This is a genomic window from Thermoproteota archaeon, assembly GCA_030130125.1.
In the GTDB taxonomy this organism is placed as follows: Archaea; Korarchaeota; Korarchaeia; order Korarchaeales; family Korarchaeaceae; genus Korarchaeum.
The window spans coordinates 1-14,513 of the sequence record JARZZM010000059.1; the positions used below are offsets into that span (position 1 = coordinate 1).

The following is a 14,513-nucleotide window of genomic DNA, read 5'->3' on the forward strand; positions in this document are numbered from 1 at the left end:
GCTATGGATGAAGCCACCGACTTCTCACGTCTTCTCGCAGAATGCATCAGGAATGTGGAGCTTGAACTCCTCGAGATGAGGAGGCAGGAGGAGGAAAAAAGGAGGAAAGGGGAGGTGGAGGTTGAGTCCCTAGAGGACGAACTTGAGAATGTGTATGCAGATGCCGTATCTGTGGGCGATGAGATCCTCCTGTTGGAGGCAGAGGGAAAGGACGTCTCCAAAGCCAAGGCAAGGTATGAGATCGCCCTGAAGAACTTGGAGGAGGCCAGAGAATCTTTGAAGATGGGGGACACCTTGATCGCTAGGGCAAAGATCCGATCGGCCTCCAGAATGGTCGAACTGGCAAGAGAGGAGCTCCAGAGGCTTTAATAAGTGCGCAATACATCCTTCCCTCTCAGCTTATCTCTCACCACCGTGGTTAGCAGCGATGGCCATACGAATGGATGATGTGATCTCGCTCTTGAATCCATTCGGCGAGGTCCTCCGGTTAAAGGAGTCTGACGCCTTCCTACCGGGGACTGGTCCTTCAGACTGCTTAGAGGTCCTGATAAGGCTGAATAGGGGGATCGAGGTCTCTAGACTGCTATCCACGCTGGAATCCGTGGGATACTCAATCGGGCTGGTCAAGCTCAGGGGAAGGAGGCTGAAGTTCGTCCTCTTCGAGAGCGGCTGATATGATCCGGGCCTCAAACGACGGGTACGTTAAAATCACTGACCCTCATCGAGGCGCGGTGACAGGATGAGGGCAGTTGTCATAGGTGGCGGCCCCGCTGGCATGGCCGCGGCCAGCAGGATCAGGAAGCACAGGCCCGAGAGCGAGATAATAGTCATAGAGAAGACCAAGTACGTGAGCTTCGCCCTCTGCGGCATACCTTACTACGTCGGCGGGGTCATAAAATCGCTGGACGATCTAATGTACTACCCTCCGAGCTTCTTCGTCGAGAAGAGGAGGATAGATCTGGAATTGGAGGCCGTTGCCGAGAGAATCCTCCCGTCTGAGAAGAAGGTGGTTTACAGGAAGGGGGGTGAAGTGAGGGAACTGGAATACGACGTCCTGATCGTCGCCACGGGTGCCAGATCCAAGTTGCCCCCCATACCGGGTCTAGACAATGAAGGTGTTCTCTCGGCCCACCATCTGGATGAGGGGGAAGAGATAAGGAGGAGGGTCCTCAAGTCGAGGAGAGTGGCGATTATAGGGGCCGGGCTAAACGGCATGGAGTTCGCGGAGAACATAGCGAGGCTGGGAAAGGAGGTTCACGTCTTCGAGTACTTCGGATGGCCCCTGCCGAAGGGACTGGATGAGGACATGGGGGAGGTAATGAAGGAGCTTCTCTCCTCTGCTGAAGTCAAATTCCACTTCGGTACCCCCGTGAGGGAGGTAGGGCGGACAGGAGAGGCCCTGAAAGTTGAGGCGGGAGACTCCTCCATGAACGTCGATTTGGTGCTCGTCTTCGCGGGTGTGGAGCCCAATGTCGACCTGCTCAAGGAGGCGGGAGCTGAAGTGGGTGAGACCGGGGCCATCAAGGTGGACTCCAAGATGAGGACCAACTTGCGGGATGTTTATGCAGCTGGCGACAATGTCGAGGCGGTGAACAGGGTAACAGGGAGGCCTGACTGGATGCCTTTCGCCCAGATAGCCAACAAGATGGGTCTGGTTGCTGGCTCCAACGCTGCTGGAAAGGAGACTGATTTTCCAGGGGCGGTGAGGACTTGGACGGCTGAGGTATTCGGAATAGAGGTAGCAGGCACGGGTTTCACCGAGAGGGAGGCCAAGGAGAAGGGCTTCGATGTGAAGGGAGTGATGATAAAGGGCAGGAACAAGGCCCACTACATGCCGGGATCAGATTACCTGTGGGTGAAGCTCGTGGTGAGCGAGGATGGTACAGTTATGGGCGTCCAAGCCATAGGTAAAGGGGCGTTGGCGAGGGTGAACGTAGCTGCCACTCTCCTCCCGTATAAGCCTAAGAGCAGGGATCTCATATTCACTGATGTGGGTTACGCTCCACCGCTCGCCCCAGTGTGGGACCCGATTGTCGTGGCGGGGAGAAAAATAGATCCGGTGCTGTGATCAGACCAGCCCCTCCTCGCCCGATTTTTCACCTCTGGGAGGCCTATAAGTCCCGGAGAGGTAGGCATCGAGTATCTCCCTGACCGTCCTGCCCGTGGCGAACACGGCCCTTATCCCCCAAGAGGTGAGGCTCCTGAGCACATCCTCTGGAAGGGATATAGAGATGAGGACCGTCACCCCCATGTGCTTGAGCCATGACGCCAAGCTGGGCCCCCTGTAAGTGAGGAGTCCCGAGGCCGGGTTCCTTATCACCTCGACTTTCTTTATCTCGGAGTCCTCCACCGTCACTATCGTGAAGAATGGTGCGTAGGAGGGCTGTCCAAAGGCTATTGCGTCCAATCCCTCAGGACCCTTCGCGGGAACCGCTATCTTCTCCAACCCCTCACCCGCCTATAATGCCGATCCCAAAATATAAGGGGGTATCAGCCAGAGATCCCCTTGAGCTCCTCCAGCTTCATCAGCCTCTCCTTCAGCCTCGGGTGAGTGGAGAACAGGGACATTATCCTCTCGAAGAAGCTCTCCTCCCTCTCCATGATCGATCTGAGGTCCTCGTCAAGCTCCCTTTGAGTGGGATCAGTTATCATGAGCGCTTTAGCGCTGGCCAGCTGGGCACCCAGCCTTGGGTCGGTGTTCTTGGCTATCTTCACCAAGGCGCGCTGGAGCTTCTCGGCGCCCCTCTCGACGGTGAGCGCCGAGTGTGCATCGGCGTAGAACTCCCTCAGCCTGCTGAGCCTCAGGGCTAGGAGGTACAGGAGCCATCCGATCACGGTGAGCGCTACCCCCAAGAGGTAGAGGGATCCGGCGTTGTCCCTGTCCCTCGAACCTCCATACCCGAACATCGACCCCCAGATGAACCACCTGCCGATCTGCAGGAATATCGCAGGCAGGGCGGTGGCGATCATCATCACATGCATGTCTCCATGCTTTATGTGTCCTATCTCGTGGCCCAGCACTGCCTCTATCTCCTCCTCATCCAGTATCCTGAGGAGCCCCTCCGTAACGGCCACGCCGTAGCCGAAGATCGGGCTTCCAAAGGCGAAGGCGTTAGGCACCTCGGTTGGCGCGATGAATACTTGAGGCATCCTCCTCAAACCGCTCCTCGCTGCGAGCATCTCCACCGTGGAGTACAGCCAAGGCATCTCGCCTCTACTCACGGGTCTAAGCCTGTACATGGCCTTTATTAGGTAAGGGGATATGAGCCACATGAAGAAGTTGAACAGCAATGCCAGCACTACTCCCCCAACCAGACCGACACTGGGACCCAGTAGATAGATGAAAACGAATCCTGAGATAGCTATTATGAGCGATAGGGTCAGCATCATGTCCACTCTAAGTCCAAGAAGGGGTACACTCCTTCTTACGCTCATATATTTCCCCTCCAATTGGAGGATAATTGGCTTAATAAGTCTGCACAAGCCGGACTAAGCAAAGTTTGACGTTAGAGATCTCGTGAGGAGACCTCCTTTCCTAACGATTCACTTCCTTTTTTCGGAGTATCTTGATAATAAAGAATAAATACGTACATTATCAAAAGTATTATGATAATTAAGGGATCGAACGTCGCATATTATGGGTCTTACGATCTCCCTAAATAAATTTTAATATAGGAAATATCTAAGGATCGGGGTGATATGAATGCAGGTGCTCCAAGTTTACCTCGCCGAGCTGATCAGGTACATTGTCGAGATGACTCCCAAGCTGCTAGGTGCTATAGTGATCTTGGTGATCGGGTGGGCCGCTGGGAGGGCCTTCGGAAAGGCAGTTAGCTACGTCCTCGATAAGATAGGGGTTGACGATGTCATAAAATCCACCTCCGTGGGTAAGGCCATAGAGGAGAGGACCCACGTCAGCATAGCCACGATATTCGACGTAATCGCTAGGTGGTTCGTCTATCTGCTAGCAATCGCCGCCGCCTCCGATACCTTGGGGATCACCTCGCTAACTAAGATAGTGGCCTGGATCCAGGGATACCTGCCCAATCTAGCCGCTGGAATAGCTATCATAATAGTAGGGCTCGTGGCTGGTGACTTTCTCGGAGACCTCATCATAGATGTGAGCAAGAAGCAGGGTGTTGAGTGGGCTGAGATAATAGGGAACCTCTTCAAGTTCATGATCTACTTCGTGGTGCTGCTCATAGGTCTGAGGCAGATGATGATAGATGTGACTCTGCTGGAGGAGATAGTCAGATACTTAGTGCTCGGCGCGGCGATAGGTTCAGCGGTTGGGATCGGCGTTGCAGTTGGGTGGGGTCTCAAGGACATCGTGAAGAGGTACGCAGAGGAGAAGTACGAGGAGTACCAGAAGAAGAAGTGAGGACCTCTTCACCCACCCCTTTATTTAATCATCTCACTATCCTAAAATCATCGAATTCTCCCCTGTAATCCTCCCATCGCACCTCCACCCTCCGCACTCTCGCTAGGGGCGGGCCTTGACGGGCCCACTCAACTATCCTCTCCACTTTTTCCCTCTCCCCCTCAACAACGGCCTCGACACTTCCATCCGGTAGGTTCCTTACCCATCCCCTGACTCCTAGCTCCCTAGCAACATCCCTCATGGTCGACCTGAAGAAGACTCCCTGAACCCTCCCGTATATACGGAGGTGAGCTCTAGCCATCTGGCCGGGCATCAAAGGGTTAGGGAGGTGTTTCTAAAATTCCTTACCCTCGTAGAACCCAACTATCCTATCTATTAGGACCTTCAATCCCCTCAGTTCGGCCATCCCAGCGGCCAAAAACTGCTCGCCAGCAGGCGTCAGTCTGTAGATCTTCTTCCCCCTAGGATCAGAGGGCATGGAGGTGGAAATAACTAGACCTGAAGCTTCTAACCTACCTAGGGTTACATAGATGAATCCGGGGGGCATGGGAATGCCAATTATCTCCTCTATCTTCCTCTTCATCTCGTATCCATGATGGTACCCCCTGCGTATCATGAGAAGCACCAGCAGGGGATAGAGTCCCGATATGCCTAGGCTTGGGCCTCCCGCACCCAAGCCCCTCCTCCATCTCTTTCTCATCCCCTCTCTGGGGGCCCTAGAAGGTTACATTTTTATAGGTTACTGTGTTATCTATGGTGGTGATATATATGGCGTGGTGGTATGGTTACGGATGGTGGGGCCCTGGCTGGGGATGGAGGAGGGGATGGGGCAGAGGATGGGGATGGAGGAGGGGCGGCTTCGGATGGGGCAGAGGATGGGTTTGGTGGGTGGCCCCTCAGGTCATTTCCGCCGCTGCCTCTAGAGGATACACGTACATCGGTCCCTGCAGGAGCGGTATTGGACCGTGGGCGTTCTACCTATCACCCAGCGGCCAGGTGGTCCACGCTTGGCAGATCTTCGGATCCGGGATACCGTTCCCAGCTTGGCCGTGGACCTATCCAATCACTGCGACACAGCAATCCGTCACCGCTCCCGTCAGTGAGAGGGAGCAGCTGGAGAGGGAGAGGGAGTACCTGAGGCGGGAGCTCCAGGAGATCGAGAGAAGACTCAAGGAACTGGAAGGTGGTGGGCATTGAAAATAGCTATCCCGGTGGATACCCCGGAGGGGCTGGGTTCTAGGGTCTCCTTCCTCTTTGGGAGAGCCCCCTACATAGCCATAGTGGAGAAGGTTGAGGAGGGAGTGAGAGAGGTAAAGGTTGAGAGCAATCCTTACGCCCAGCTTCCCGGGGGCGCTGGGCCAGCACTAGCCAACTTCTTGCAAGAAAAGGGAGTCAGTATCGTGCTAGCCAGCGATGTAGGACCCAACGCGGCCGTGACCCTGACCAGTGCCGGGATCAGATGGATACCGGTCCCAGCGGGAGTCACCGTGGAGGAGGCCTTGGAATTCTTGACCTCTCAACCCCAGCTCCCTCCGCCAGCGCCACCGGCATATCCCTTTTCAAGCAAGGAAGAGGAAATCAGGTGGCTGAAGGAAAGAAAGAAGTGGATCGAAAAGAGATTAAAGGAGATAGAGGAGGCACTCAGCAGATCCTGACCTTAACTCCTCTTTTCCGAGAGCCCCTCAGCTTAAACCTCCACCCTACTCCTTACCCATAGCACCACTCTTGAGAGCCTCTAGGCTGTTCTTACTGTACGTGTAGATCAGAATAGTGGCCACTACCCCCAGAATTGTTCCCACTATTCCCAAATTGGGGATCAATCCCAAGATGACTCCAGCTATGTACAAAATTCCAGCCCACTTGAAACCGGGATCCAAGCCCTTCACCTCAGCGAGTCTCATGATCATTATCCCGAAGAGAATGCTCCCTATGATTATTAACACGGCGGCAATTATGATCAGGCCTACCAGCGCAAAAATAGTTCCATACCCCCTAGAGCCTGAGGCCCCATTGATGCTCCGGCTCCCGCCAACAAAGCTATGAGGACCAGTACACCGGTTATTATCACTCCTAGGCCTGCAAGGGAAATGAGTATTCCAGTCCTGCCTATGCCAAGCTTGGATGGATCGTATTCCTTCAGGTGACCGGTAGCCTTGTAGAACTTGTAGAAGGCTAAGACCGCCAGGACCAAGACTGCAATTCCCGCAACCACTATCAGGGTCAGCACGCCTAGGAGCGCAGTCATGCTCCTCACTGGAAACACCCTAGGACCGGCCATTCCCGGGATCATGAGACCGGGCATCATGGACATGGCTATTAGCATGACTACGAACGATAGCGCATACGCAATGAGACTGAATAGAGCCCCAGTCTTGAGGTTGGATAACCCATCAACTAGGGACTTGTCGACAGGATAATCGAACGACATAAACACCCCGTTCGTAGTACGGACAATACATTTATCCGTTGCCCCCTATATCTGGGAGGCATGTTTATGGTTTTCATTCAACGGGGAGCCTCGGTGATACCATGAGACTTAAGGTGGCCACCTATAACGTCAACTCCATAAGGTCTAGGCTGCATATCATCGTACCGTGGCTGGAGGAAAACGAACCCGACCTGCTCTGCATGCAGGAAACCAAGGTAGACGACACCAAGTTTCCCGTGAAGGCCTTCGAGGACATAGGATACAGGGTGGTCTTCCATGGAACCGGCAGATATAACGGGGTGGCCATCGCTTCCAAGGAGGAGCTGGAGGACGTTAGATTCGGTCTATTCGGCAGGGATCCAGACAGACTGGTCAGGGGAATCTACAGGGGAATACACGTCATAAACACGTACGTGCCTCAGGGTTACAAGATAGACAGCCCGCGCTACCAGTACAAGCTCCAGTGGCTCAGGGACCTGAGGAGGCTCTTCGAGGAGGAGTACGATCCCAACTGGATGATCCTCTGGTGCGGCGATATGAATGTCGCCCCTGAGGAGATAGATGTGCATAACCCAAAGAGACTGAAGAACCACGTGGACTTCCACATAGAGGCGAGGAAGGCTTTCAAGGAAGTGGTGGAATGGGGCTTCGTGGATGTGTTCAGGAAGCACCACCCTGACGAGCCTCACCAGTACACCTTCTACGATTACAGGGTTCCCAAGGCGATAGAGAGGAAGCTCGGATGGAGGGTCGATCACATCATGGCCACGAAGCCGTTGGCCGACAGGTCGGTGGACAGTTACATCGACATGAAGCCCAGGCTAGCGGAGAAGCCCTCAGATCACACGATACTGGTAGCTGAGTTCGAGATCTGATTCTGCCTACAGATCCAAGCTAGGCGCTGAGCTGACTCTGATCTGACCTGAAATCAGTGATTCCAACTTTATTCGATTTAACTCAAAGGGGTAGATCAGATCAGGGGCGCCATCCTCCTCCCCGCCACGCCTACCCCGTAAACTACCTTACTGCCTTCGTTGAAGGCGAAGGACATGGCCGGGGTATTGTACGCCAGCCCCACGTTTCCTCGAGAATCTATGAGTATTAGACCGGCCCCTCCCCCGACCCTCTTCTCCATGATCTCGATGGCCCTCTTGGCAGCGCTGGCTGGATCCAAGGCTTGGGAGACGAGGTCCAGCGCTGTCTTCGACAGGACTACCCTCATTATGGACTCCCCCAGTCCAGTCGCGCTAGCCCCTCCAAGCGTGTTGTCAGCGTATGCGCCGCTACCAACCAAAGGGGTGTCGCCCACTCTCCCGGGCATCTTCAGGGGCGTGCCTCCTGTGGAAGTGGCTGCAGCTAAGTTCCCACCTTCATCTATTGCGACAGCTCCAACTGTCGAGTACATGAATTCCTTGGAGGGATTCACCCTTCCTGTCCTCATCTCCTCCCACTCCCTCTTACGCCTCTCTGTGAGGAAGTATGAGGGATCGGCCAGCTCGAGCCCCATGACCTCGGCCAGCCTGTCCGCCCACTCGCTCGCGAACATGTTGTGATCCGTCCTCTCCATCACGACTCTGGCCAACCTGACCGGATTCTTCACCCTCCTCACAGCTGCCACGGCACCCATTGAAAGGGAGGAACCGTCGATCACAATGGCGTCCATCTCAATGAACCCCTCGCTATTAAGGACGGACCCCTTGCCTGCGTTGAAGGTGGGATCATCCTCCATGTACGCCACGGCCTCGACGACCGCGTCCAGAGCGCTTCCCCCGCCCCTCAAGACCTCCAATCCGATATTCACTGCTTTCTTGACACCCTCTGCATATAGAGGAGCCTTGTCCTCAGGTATTCTACCAGCTCCACCATGGACGACGACCCTGAAAGGCTCGTCTGTCCTGAGAGAAAGGAGCTGCTCCACTTTTCCACCTAGGTCATCAATCCATAAGATCTTATAAATAATCTGCCTAATCAAAAATTTTCCTTATTAATTCATGCGAATATTGACATAGAATTCTTATAGATATTTCATTAAATTGATCATAGAACAACGCAGTTTCTATGCAATTCTACCTGCACAGACACGAGAAGAGATCTCTCTGCCGACTTCTGGAATCCGAATAAGTTTCTTTTCCGATAGAGCTTATATTTTAGTTGCTTCAAAGAAAATGAGGCCTCAAGGGGCCCGAGAGAGGTGTCATGGGATGAATACGAAGAACCTAGTGATAGGAATAGTAGTGGTGATCGTGATCGTAGTTGCTGCCTACTTCGCCCTGCAGGGCGGTGCTGGCGCTCAGGAGATCAAGGTCGGGGCCCTCTACAACATAGGAGGCTTCATGGGATCCATAGACGCTCCGGCCGCCAACGGAGTGAAGCTGGCGGTCAAACAGATAAACGAGGCTGGCGGGATCAACGGGAAGAAGATAAAGCTCATCCTGATAGATACTAAGTCAGACCAGACCGAAACGGCCGCAGCCGCCAAGAGGCTGGTGCAGGAAGGGGTCGTCGCCATGATAGGTTACGGAGACACCAACTTCGCCAGAATAGCAGGGGAGATAGCTCAGGCTAACAAGATACCTTTCATAACCAGCGGAGCTACTCACCCGCTCCTCCCACAGTGGGTGGGCAACTACATGTTCCTAGCTGCATTTGGAGACAACGCTCAGGCGGCCGCCGTGGCTGAGTACGCGGTGAAGAAGCTAGGCTACAAGAAGGTCGTTGTCTGGGTCGATGTGGAGATGGACTTCAGCAGAGCCGTCTGCACGTACTTCGTGGACGCATTCAAGCATTACACCGGGGATCCCAACTCGATAGTCTACATAGACACCTTCCACACCAACGACAAGGACTACTCCGCTCAGATAGCTAGGTTGAAGGACAAGATGAAGTCCGAGAAGATCGATGCGATCTACATAGGCGCCACGCCGGGTAACGTGGGCCTCATCATAAAGCAGATAAGGGATGCGGGAATAGATCTGCCCATTCTGGGTGAGGACGGTTTCGACACGCCTGAGATGGTGAAGGTGGCCGGGAAGGCCGCTGAAGGAACCATATTCGCGACCCACGTCTCGCTAGACGTGCCGCCCAACGACAGGGTGAAGAAGTTCATAGAGGCCTACCAGAAGGAGTACGGTAGGAAGCCTGAGAACGCCTTCGCTGCCCTCGGCTACGACGCGATGATGCTGCTGGCAGAGGCCATAAAGAAGGCCGGAAGCACCGATCCAACAGCGATAAAGAATGCGTTGGAGCAGATAAAGGGCTTCCCCGCCGTCACTGGAACCATAACCTATTCTCCACAGAGCCACGTGCCCCAGAAGGCTGTATCCGTCCTTCAGGTCAAGAACGGAAAGTTCGTGACCTTGGAGCAGCTTACACCCGAGTACATGCCTCCGGCCGAGCTGGCCCTGAACCCGATACCTTAAACCCCTCAACCCACTTTTTTACAGGGTGATTTCTTGTCCCTCTTGGAAGTCAGGGGACTGACCAAGAGGTTCGGTGGACTCTTGGCCGTGGACGATTATCGGTTAGATCTTCCGAAGGGGGAGATTTACGGCCTGATAGGTCCCAACGGCGCCGGGAAGACCACGGTGTTCAACCTCATAACGGGCTACATCAGGCCGGACGGGGGCTCGGTCAGGTTCGGGGGTAGGGACATAACAGGCCTGCCACCCAACAGGGTGTCAGAACTTGGCATAGCCAGAACTTTCCAGAACCTGCGCATATTCAGGAGGCTCACGGTCATGGAGAACCTCCTGATAGGGAGGCACAAGTCCTTCTCCTACTCCCTGCTGGACACCGTGTTCATGAGCTCCAGATACGCCCGAGAGGAGGAGGTTGGAGGGCGCGAGGTCCACGAGATCATGAGGGAGCTCGGGATCAATGAGTATGCTGATAGGCTCGCAGGGGAGCTCCCCTACGGGATACAGCGGCTTCTAGAAATAGGGAGGAGCCTCCTCACCAAGCCTAAACTCCTGCTGCTGGACGAGCCCACCGCCGGGATGAATCCTAAGGAGGCCGAGGGGCTCATATCCAAGGTGAGAGAGATAAAGGAGAGCTTCGACCTCACGGTCCTCATCGTCGAGCACAGAATGAAGGTGATTCAGGGACTCTGCAGCTGGGTGCAAGTGCTCGATCACGGGAGGATAATCGCCGAGGGGACCTACGACGAGGTGGTCAGTGACCCCAAGGTAATAGAAGTGTATCTGGGAGGGACCTGAATGACTCTCTTGGATATCAAGGATTTGTTCGTTAGCTACGGTCCTCTAGTAGCTGTTCAGGGGATAAGCTTTCAGGTGAGAAAGGGTCAGGTCGTGAGCCTGCTCGGGAGCAACGGAGCCGGCAAGACAACGACCCTCCGAGCCATATCCGGCACCATAACTCTGGTAGGGGGGAAAGTTACGGGAGGCAGCATCTCCTTCGATGGCCAAGAGATAACCAAGGTGCCGCCCCACAGGAGGGTGAGGAAGGGCATCTCTCTAGTCCCGGAGGGCAGGAAGATATTCCACAGGCTCACGGTCTACGAGAACCTTGTGGCTGGAGGATACACCGTTAAGGACTTCGGGGACAGGCTGGAGTTCGTCTACCAGCTCTTCCCCATCCTGAAGGAGAGGAGGAACCAGATAGCCGGCTCCCTGAGTGGAGGGGAGCAGCAGATGCTTGCCATAGCTAGGGGACTGATGAGCAATCCCAAACTCCTGTTGCTGGACGAACCATCACTGGGATTGGCTCCCCGAGTGGTGGATGTTCTCTACGACGCGATCTCCAAGATAAATGAGGAGGGAACGACTGTGCTCGTGGTGGAGCAACACGTCAAGAAGGCGCTCGACCACTCGCACTACATCTACGTGATCCAGACCGGCAGGATAATCGCGAGCGGAGAGCCCGAGGAGGTCCTCTCCATGGACATGGTGAAAGCATATCTGGGGTGATGCCATGGTCAGCGCAACCTACATTCTGGATCTGTTCATAGGGAGCTTCGTCCTCGGGAGCATGTACGCACTACTCGCGATAGGCATGAGCATAATATACGGGATCCTCAGGCTCATCAACTTCGCCCACGGAGCAATGCTGATGGTCGGCGCCTACTTCTACATCATGTTCTTGACCATGGGGCTAGATCCAATAACCTCCCTGCCCCTTTCGATGGCGCTGGGGGCCGTCTTGGGCGTGGCGATAGATTTCTTCGCCTACAGGCCCCTGAGGGGAGGACCGGAGCTATCCATGCTGATCACCTCGCTTGGGGTCTACATATTCTTGGAGAACCTCGTGAGGATCATCGCAACCCCGCAGCCCAGGGTGTTCCCATTGCCCGAGTTCCTGAAGGGGGTTTACAGGTATGGGGACTTCTCCGTGAGGGTCATAGAGATCTTCACCATAGCCTCCACGCTCGTCCTGTTCGCCGCCCTAGTCCTCTTCTTCACCAAGACGAAGGTGGGCATAGCCATGAGGGCCACTGCCGATGACTTGGAGGCGAGCGTACTCATGGGCATCGACGCTAACCGCATCATAATGATCGCTTTCGCCCTCGCCTCAATGGTCGCTGCGCTGACCGGCTTCCTGTGGGGAGGCATGTACGGCCAAGTCGATCCCACCACGGGCTTCATGCCCGGTGTGAAGGCCTTCATAGCTGCCGTCGTCGGGGGCATAGGCAGCCTGACGGGTTCCGTGCTGGGGGGCTACATCCTGGGCTACGCGGAGATATACTCGGTGGGCCTCCTTCCGCCCGAGTATTCCGGGCTCAGGGATGGCATCTCATTCCTGATCCTCATAATAATACTCCTGATCAGGCCCTACGGCCTCTTCGGCAGGGAGGTGGAGCGAGTATGAGGGATGCCAAGAGGGTACTGCTAACTGCCTTGATCGGCGCCGCCTTCCTGCTGCTGATCGACAGTTTCGCCTCCGGCTACCACAAGTATCTGATAGAGCTCATGGGGATATACGCGATCCTCACCGTGAGCTTGGGGCTGACCAATGGCTTCACCGACGTGTTCAGCCTGGGCCATGTGGGCTTCATGGCCGTCGGGGCATACACGGCCTCTCTACTGACCTTCCCTCTAGAGAAGAGGCCCAGTTACTTTCCTGAGCTTCCTGAGATACTGAAAGGAGCTTATCTGCCCTATCCAGCAGCTCTCATAGTTGGAGGGCTCTTGGCTGCGGCGATAGCTTTCGTTATAGGCTTCCCCGTCCTCAGGCTGAGGGGGCACTACTTGGCCGTCGCAACCCTAGGTTTTATGGCGGTCGTTTACTCCCTCCTCCTGAACTTGGAGCCCATAACGAGGGGAGCATTGGGGATAAGCGGCATTCCCGAGTACACCAACATCTGGTGGATCTACCTCTGGCTGGGCCTCACCATCTACGTGACGTGGAGGATAGTCGACTCTTACCACGGTAGAGCGATGATAGCCATCAGGGAGGACAGCATTGCCGCCCAGAGCCTAGGCATAGACACATTCAGATACAGGCTGGTGGCCTTCGTGATAGGAGCCTTTTTTGCCGGGGTCGCTGGCGGTCTCTACGCTCATTTGATCACTTTGATAGATCCCAGGGCCTTCTCCTTCGTCCTTACCTTCAACATCATAATAATGCTCATTGTCGGTGGCATGTACACAATATCGGGAGCATGGCTTGGTGCGGTCCTCTTCACCGTTCTCATGCAGGTATTGAGGCCCGTGGAGGAGTCCACGGGCCTTTACGGCCTCGTCGAATTGATCTTCTCAGCCCTGTTAGTTGCCATTATGATATACAAACCCAGAGGTATTTTGGAGGAAGAGCTGCCTGCTTTGGTCAGGAGATGGCTTAAGGCCGGTGAGGGGTCAAAGCGATCTTAAACTTTTTCCCATTTATTCTGATGGTCGAATGGCAAAGATTATACTATTCTCATTAGGTATCTAGATCACATTAGGTGATATCCATGGGGATAATCCTCGACAAGGATGTGAACCTCCTTTTCCTGAACGGGAAGAAGTTCAGGGAAGGTAATTATGACAAAGCCCTGATCCCGGTTGGTAGCTGCGAGAACCACGGGGATCACCTTCCATTCGGCTCAGACACTATAGTCTCCACAAAAATAGCTGAGGAGGTGGCTAAGAGAGTAAAGGGGGCCTTTGTAGTCCCTCCCCTTCCCTACGGGATGAGCGAACATTACGCCATGTTCCCGATAGCCGTGTCTCTCAAGCCTGAGACCGTCGTAGCGGTTCTCAGGGATGTGTTCGAGAGCCTTTACAAGCACGGGATCAGGAAGTTCCTCGTCATCAACGGGCACGACGGTAACATCGAGCCCATAGAGATAGCTGCTAGGCAGTTCAAGGTACAGCATAAGGACGCAAAAATCGCGGTTCTCGATGCTTGGTGGGTGACTGCTGGCAAACTCCTACCTCCCGATACCTTCGAGGTGTGGGAGGGGCTTGGACACGCTGGAGAGGGGGAGACCTCCATAAACTTGGCCATAGCTCCAGAGCTGGTGGACATGGAAGCCGCGAAGGGCGTGGTTCCGAAGCTTCCTGAGCACATAAAGATAGTCTGGACCTTCGACGAGCTCACACCGTACGGTGCGACTGGCGATCCCACCAAGGCAACCAAGGAGAAGGGGGAGAAGATGCTAAACGCTATCGTGGACTTTCTCGTGAAGTTCATAGAAGAGATGGACGCCAAGAACTGGGAGTACAGGCAGTACTGATTACAACACCTATCACCTTCTCTTTTTTTACC

20 protein-coding genes are annotated in these 14,513 nt (G+C 54.7%); 13 read left to right on the forward strand and 7 right to left on the reverse strand.

Annotated elements, in window-relative coordinates; genetic code table 11:
• From QI197_07890 to QI197_07900, 3 genes are all read left to right on the forward strand, one after another.
• The coding region (locus tag QI197_07890; GenBank protein MDK2373279.1) for a hypothetical protein at positions 1-369 on the forward strand (369 nt) is incomplete at its 5' end.
• Between the two features lie 58 nt (positions 370-427).
• Positions 428-673, forward strand: coding sequence for a hypothetical protein (locus tag QI197_07895; protein MDK2373280.1), 246 nt, complete (start codon positions 428-430; stop codon positions 671-673).
• Positions 674-739: 66 nt separating this feature from the next.
• On the forward strand, positions 740-2,068 hold the full coding sequence (locus QI197_07900; GenBank protein ID MDK2373281.1) for an FAD-dependent oxidoreductase: 1,329 nt from the start codon (positions 740-742) through the stop codon (positions 2,066-2,068).
• On the opposite strand, the gene QI197_07905 is transcribed toward QI197_07900, so the two are convergent.
• Both QI197_07905 and QI197_07910 read right to left on the reverse strand, forming a co-directional pair.
• Positions 2,069-2,446 (reverse strand): NifB/NifX family molybdenum-iron cluster-binding protein, encoded by a 378-nt coding sequence (locus tag QI197_07905; GenBank protein ID MDK2373282.1) that lies wholly within the window; start codon positions 2,444-2,446, stop codon positions 2,069-2,071.
• A gap of 44 nt (positions 2,447-2,490) precedes the next feature.
• Positions 2,491-3,435: a M48 family metalloprotease gene (locus QI197_07910; GenBank protein MDK2373283.1), complete on the reverse strand. Its 945-nt coding sequence runs from the start codon at positions 3,433-3,435 to the stop codon at positions 2,491-2,493.
• A gap of 268 nt (positions 3,436-3,703) precedes the next feature.
• On the opposite strand from QI197_07910, the gene QI197_07915 reads away from it, so the two are divergent.
• Positions 3,704-4,381: a hypothetical protein gene (locus QI197_07915; GenBank protein MDK2373284.1), complete on the forward strand. Its 678-nt coding sequence runs from the start codon at positions 3,704-3,706 to the stop codon at positions 4,379-4,381.
• A gap of 28 nt (positions 4,382-4,409) precedes the next feature.
• Here QI197_07915 and QI197_07920 read toward each other — a convergent pair whose 3' ends face one another.
• Together QI197_07920 and QI197_07925 are read right to left on the reverse strand one after the other, a co-directional pair.
• Positions 4,410-4,694 (reverse strand): acylphosphatase, encoded by a 285-nt coding sequence (locus QI197_07920; protein ID MDK2373285.1) that lies wholly within the window; start codon positions 4,692-4,694, stop codon positions 4,410-4,412.
• 21 nt (positions 4,695-4,715) lie between these two features.
• On the reverse strand, positions 4,716-5,081 hold the full coding sequence (locus tag QI197_07925; GenBank protein MDK2373286.1) for a PadR family transcriptional regulator: 366 nt from the start codon (positions 5,079-5,081) through the stop codon (positions 4,716-4,718).
• Positions 5,082-5,149: 68 nt separating this feature from the next.
• Here QI197_07925 and QI197_07930 point away from each other — a divergent pair, with 68 nt between their 5' ends.
• Together QI197_07930 and QI197_07935 are read left to right on the forward strand one after the other, a co-directional pair.
• On the forward strand, positions 5,150-5,578 hold the full coding sequence (locus QI197_07930) for a hypothetical protein (protein ID MDK2373287.1): 429 nt from the start codon (positions 5,150-5,152) through the stop codon (positions 5,576-5,578).
• On the forward strand, positions 5,575-6,036 hold the full coding sequence (locus QI197_07935) for a NifB/NifX family molybdenum-iron cluster-binding protein (GenBank protein ID MDK2373288.1): 462 nt from the start codon (positions 5,575-5,577) through the stop codon (positions 6,034-6,036). Before QI197_07930 ends, QI197_07935 begins: the two co-directional genes overlap by 4 nt.
• A gap of 45 nt (positions 6,037-6,081) precedes the next feature.
• Here the strand turns inward: QI197_07935 and QI197_07940 are convergent, their stop codons facing one another.
• Together QI197_07940 and QI197_07945 are read right to left on the reverse strand one after the other, a co-directional pair.
• On the reverse strand, positions 6,082-6,282 hold the full coding sequence (locus QI197_07940) for a hypothetical protein (protein ID MDK2373289.1): 201 nt from the start codon (positions 6,280-6,282) through the stop codon (positions 6,082-6,084).
• A 62-nt stretch (positions 6,283-6,344) separates the two neighbouring features.
• Positions 6,345-6,809 (reverse strand): DUF973 family protein, encoded by a 465-nt coding sequence (locus QI197_07945; GenBank protein ID MDK2373290.1) that lies wholly within the window; start codon positions 6,807-6,809, stop codon positions 6,345-6,347.
• A gap of 101 nt (positions 6,810-6,910) precedes the next feature.
• Between QI197_07945 and xth the strand changes: the two genes are divergently transcribed.
• Positions 6,911-7,684, forward strand: coding sequence for an exodeoxyribonuclease III (gene xth / locus QI197_07950; GenBank protein MDK2373291.1), 774 nt, complete (start codon positions 6,911-6,913; stop codon positions 7,682-7,684).
• A gap of 95 nt (positions 7,685-7,779) precedes the next feature.
• Here xth and QI197_07955 read toward each other — a convergent pair whose 3' ends face one another.
• Positions 7,780-8,727: an isoaspartyl peptidase/L-asparaginase gene (locus QI197_07955; GenBank protein MDK2373292.1), complete on the reverse strand. Its 948-nt coding sequence runs from the start codon at positions 8,725-8,727 to the stop codon at positions 7,780-7,782.
• Positions 8,728-9,010: 283 nt separating this feature from the next.
• On the opposite strand from QI197_07955, the gene QI197_07960 reads away from it, so the two are divergent.
• The 6 genes from QI197_07960 (at position 9,011) to QI197_07985 (ending at position 14,481) form a co-directional block, all read left to right on the forward strand.
• Positions 9,011-10,228, forward strand: coding sequence for an ABC transporter substrate-binding protein (locus tag QI197_07960; GenBank protein MDK2373293.1), 1,218 nt, complete (start codon positions 9,011-9,013; stop codon positions 10,226-10,228).
• Positions 10,229-10,261: 33 nt separating this feature from the next.
• Entirely contained in the window at positions 10,262-11,023 is a 762-nt protein-coding gene (locus QI197_07965; protein ID MDK2373294.1) for an ABC transporter ATP-binding protein, read from the forward strand.
• Positions 11,024-11,734, forward strand: a complete 711-nt coding sequence (locus QI197_07970) for an ABC transporter ATP-binding protein (GenBank protein MDK2373295.1) — start codon at positions 11,024-11,026, stop codon at positions 11,732-11,734.
• 4 nt (positions 11,735-11,738) lie between these two features.
• The gene (locus tag QI197_07975) at positions 11,739-12,632 is read left to right on the forward strand and encodes a branched-chain amino acid ABC transporter permease (protein MDK2373296.1); all 894 of its coding nucleotides are present in this window, start codon (positions 11,739-11,741) and stop codon (positions 12,630-12,632) included.
• Complete coding sequence (locus QI197_07980) at positions 12,629-13,633, forward strand: branched-chain amino acid ABC transporter permease (protein ID MDK2373297.1); 1,005 nt, start codon at positions 12,629-12,631, stop codon at positions 13,631-13,633. Before QI197_07975 ends, QI197_07980 begins: the two co-directional genes overlap by 4 nt.
• 83 nt (positions 13,634-13,716) lie before the next feature.
• Entirely contained in the window at positions 13,717-14,481 is a 765-nt protein-coding gene (locus QI197_07985; GenBank protein MDK2373298.1) for a creatininase family protein, read from the forward strand.
• Positions 14,482-14,513 lie beyond the last annotated feature (32 nt).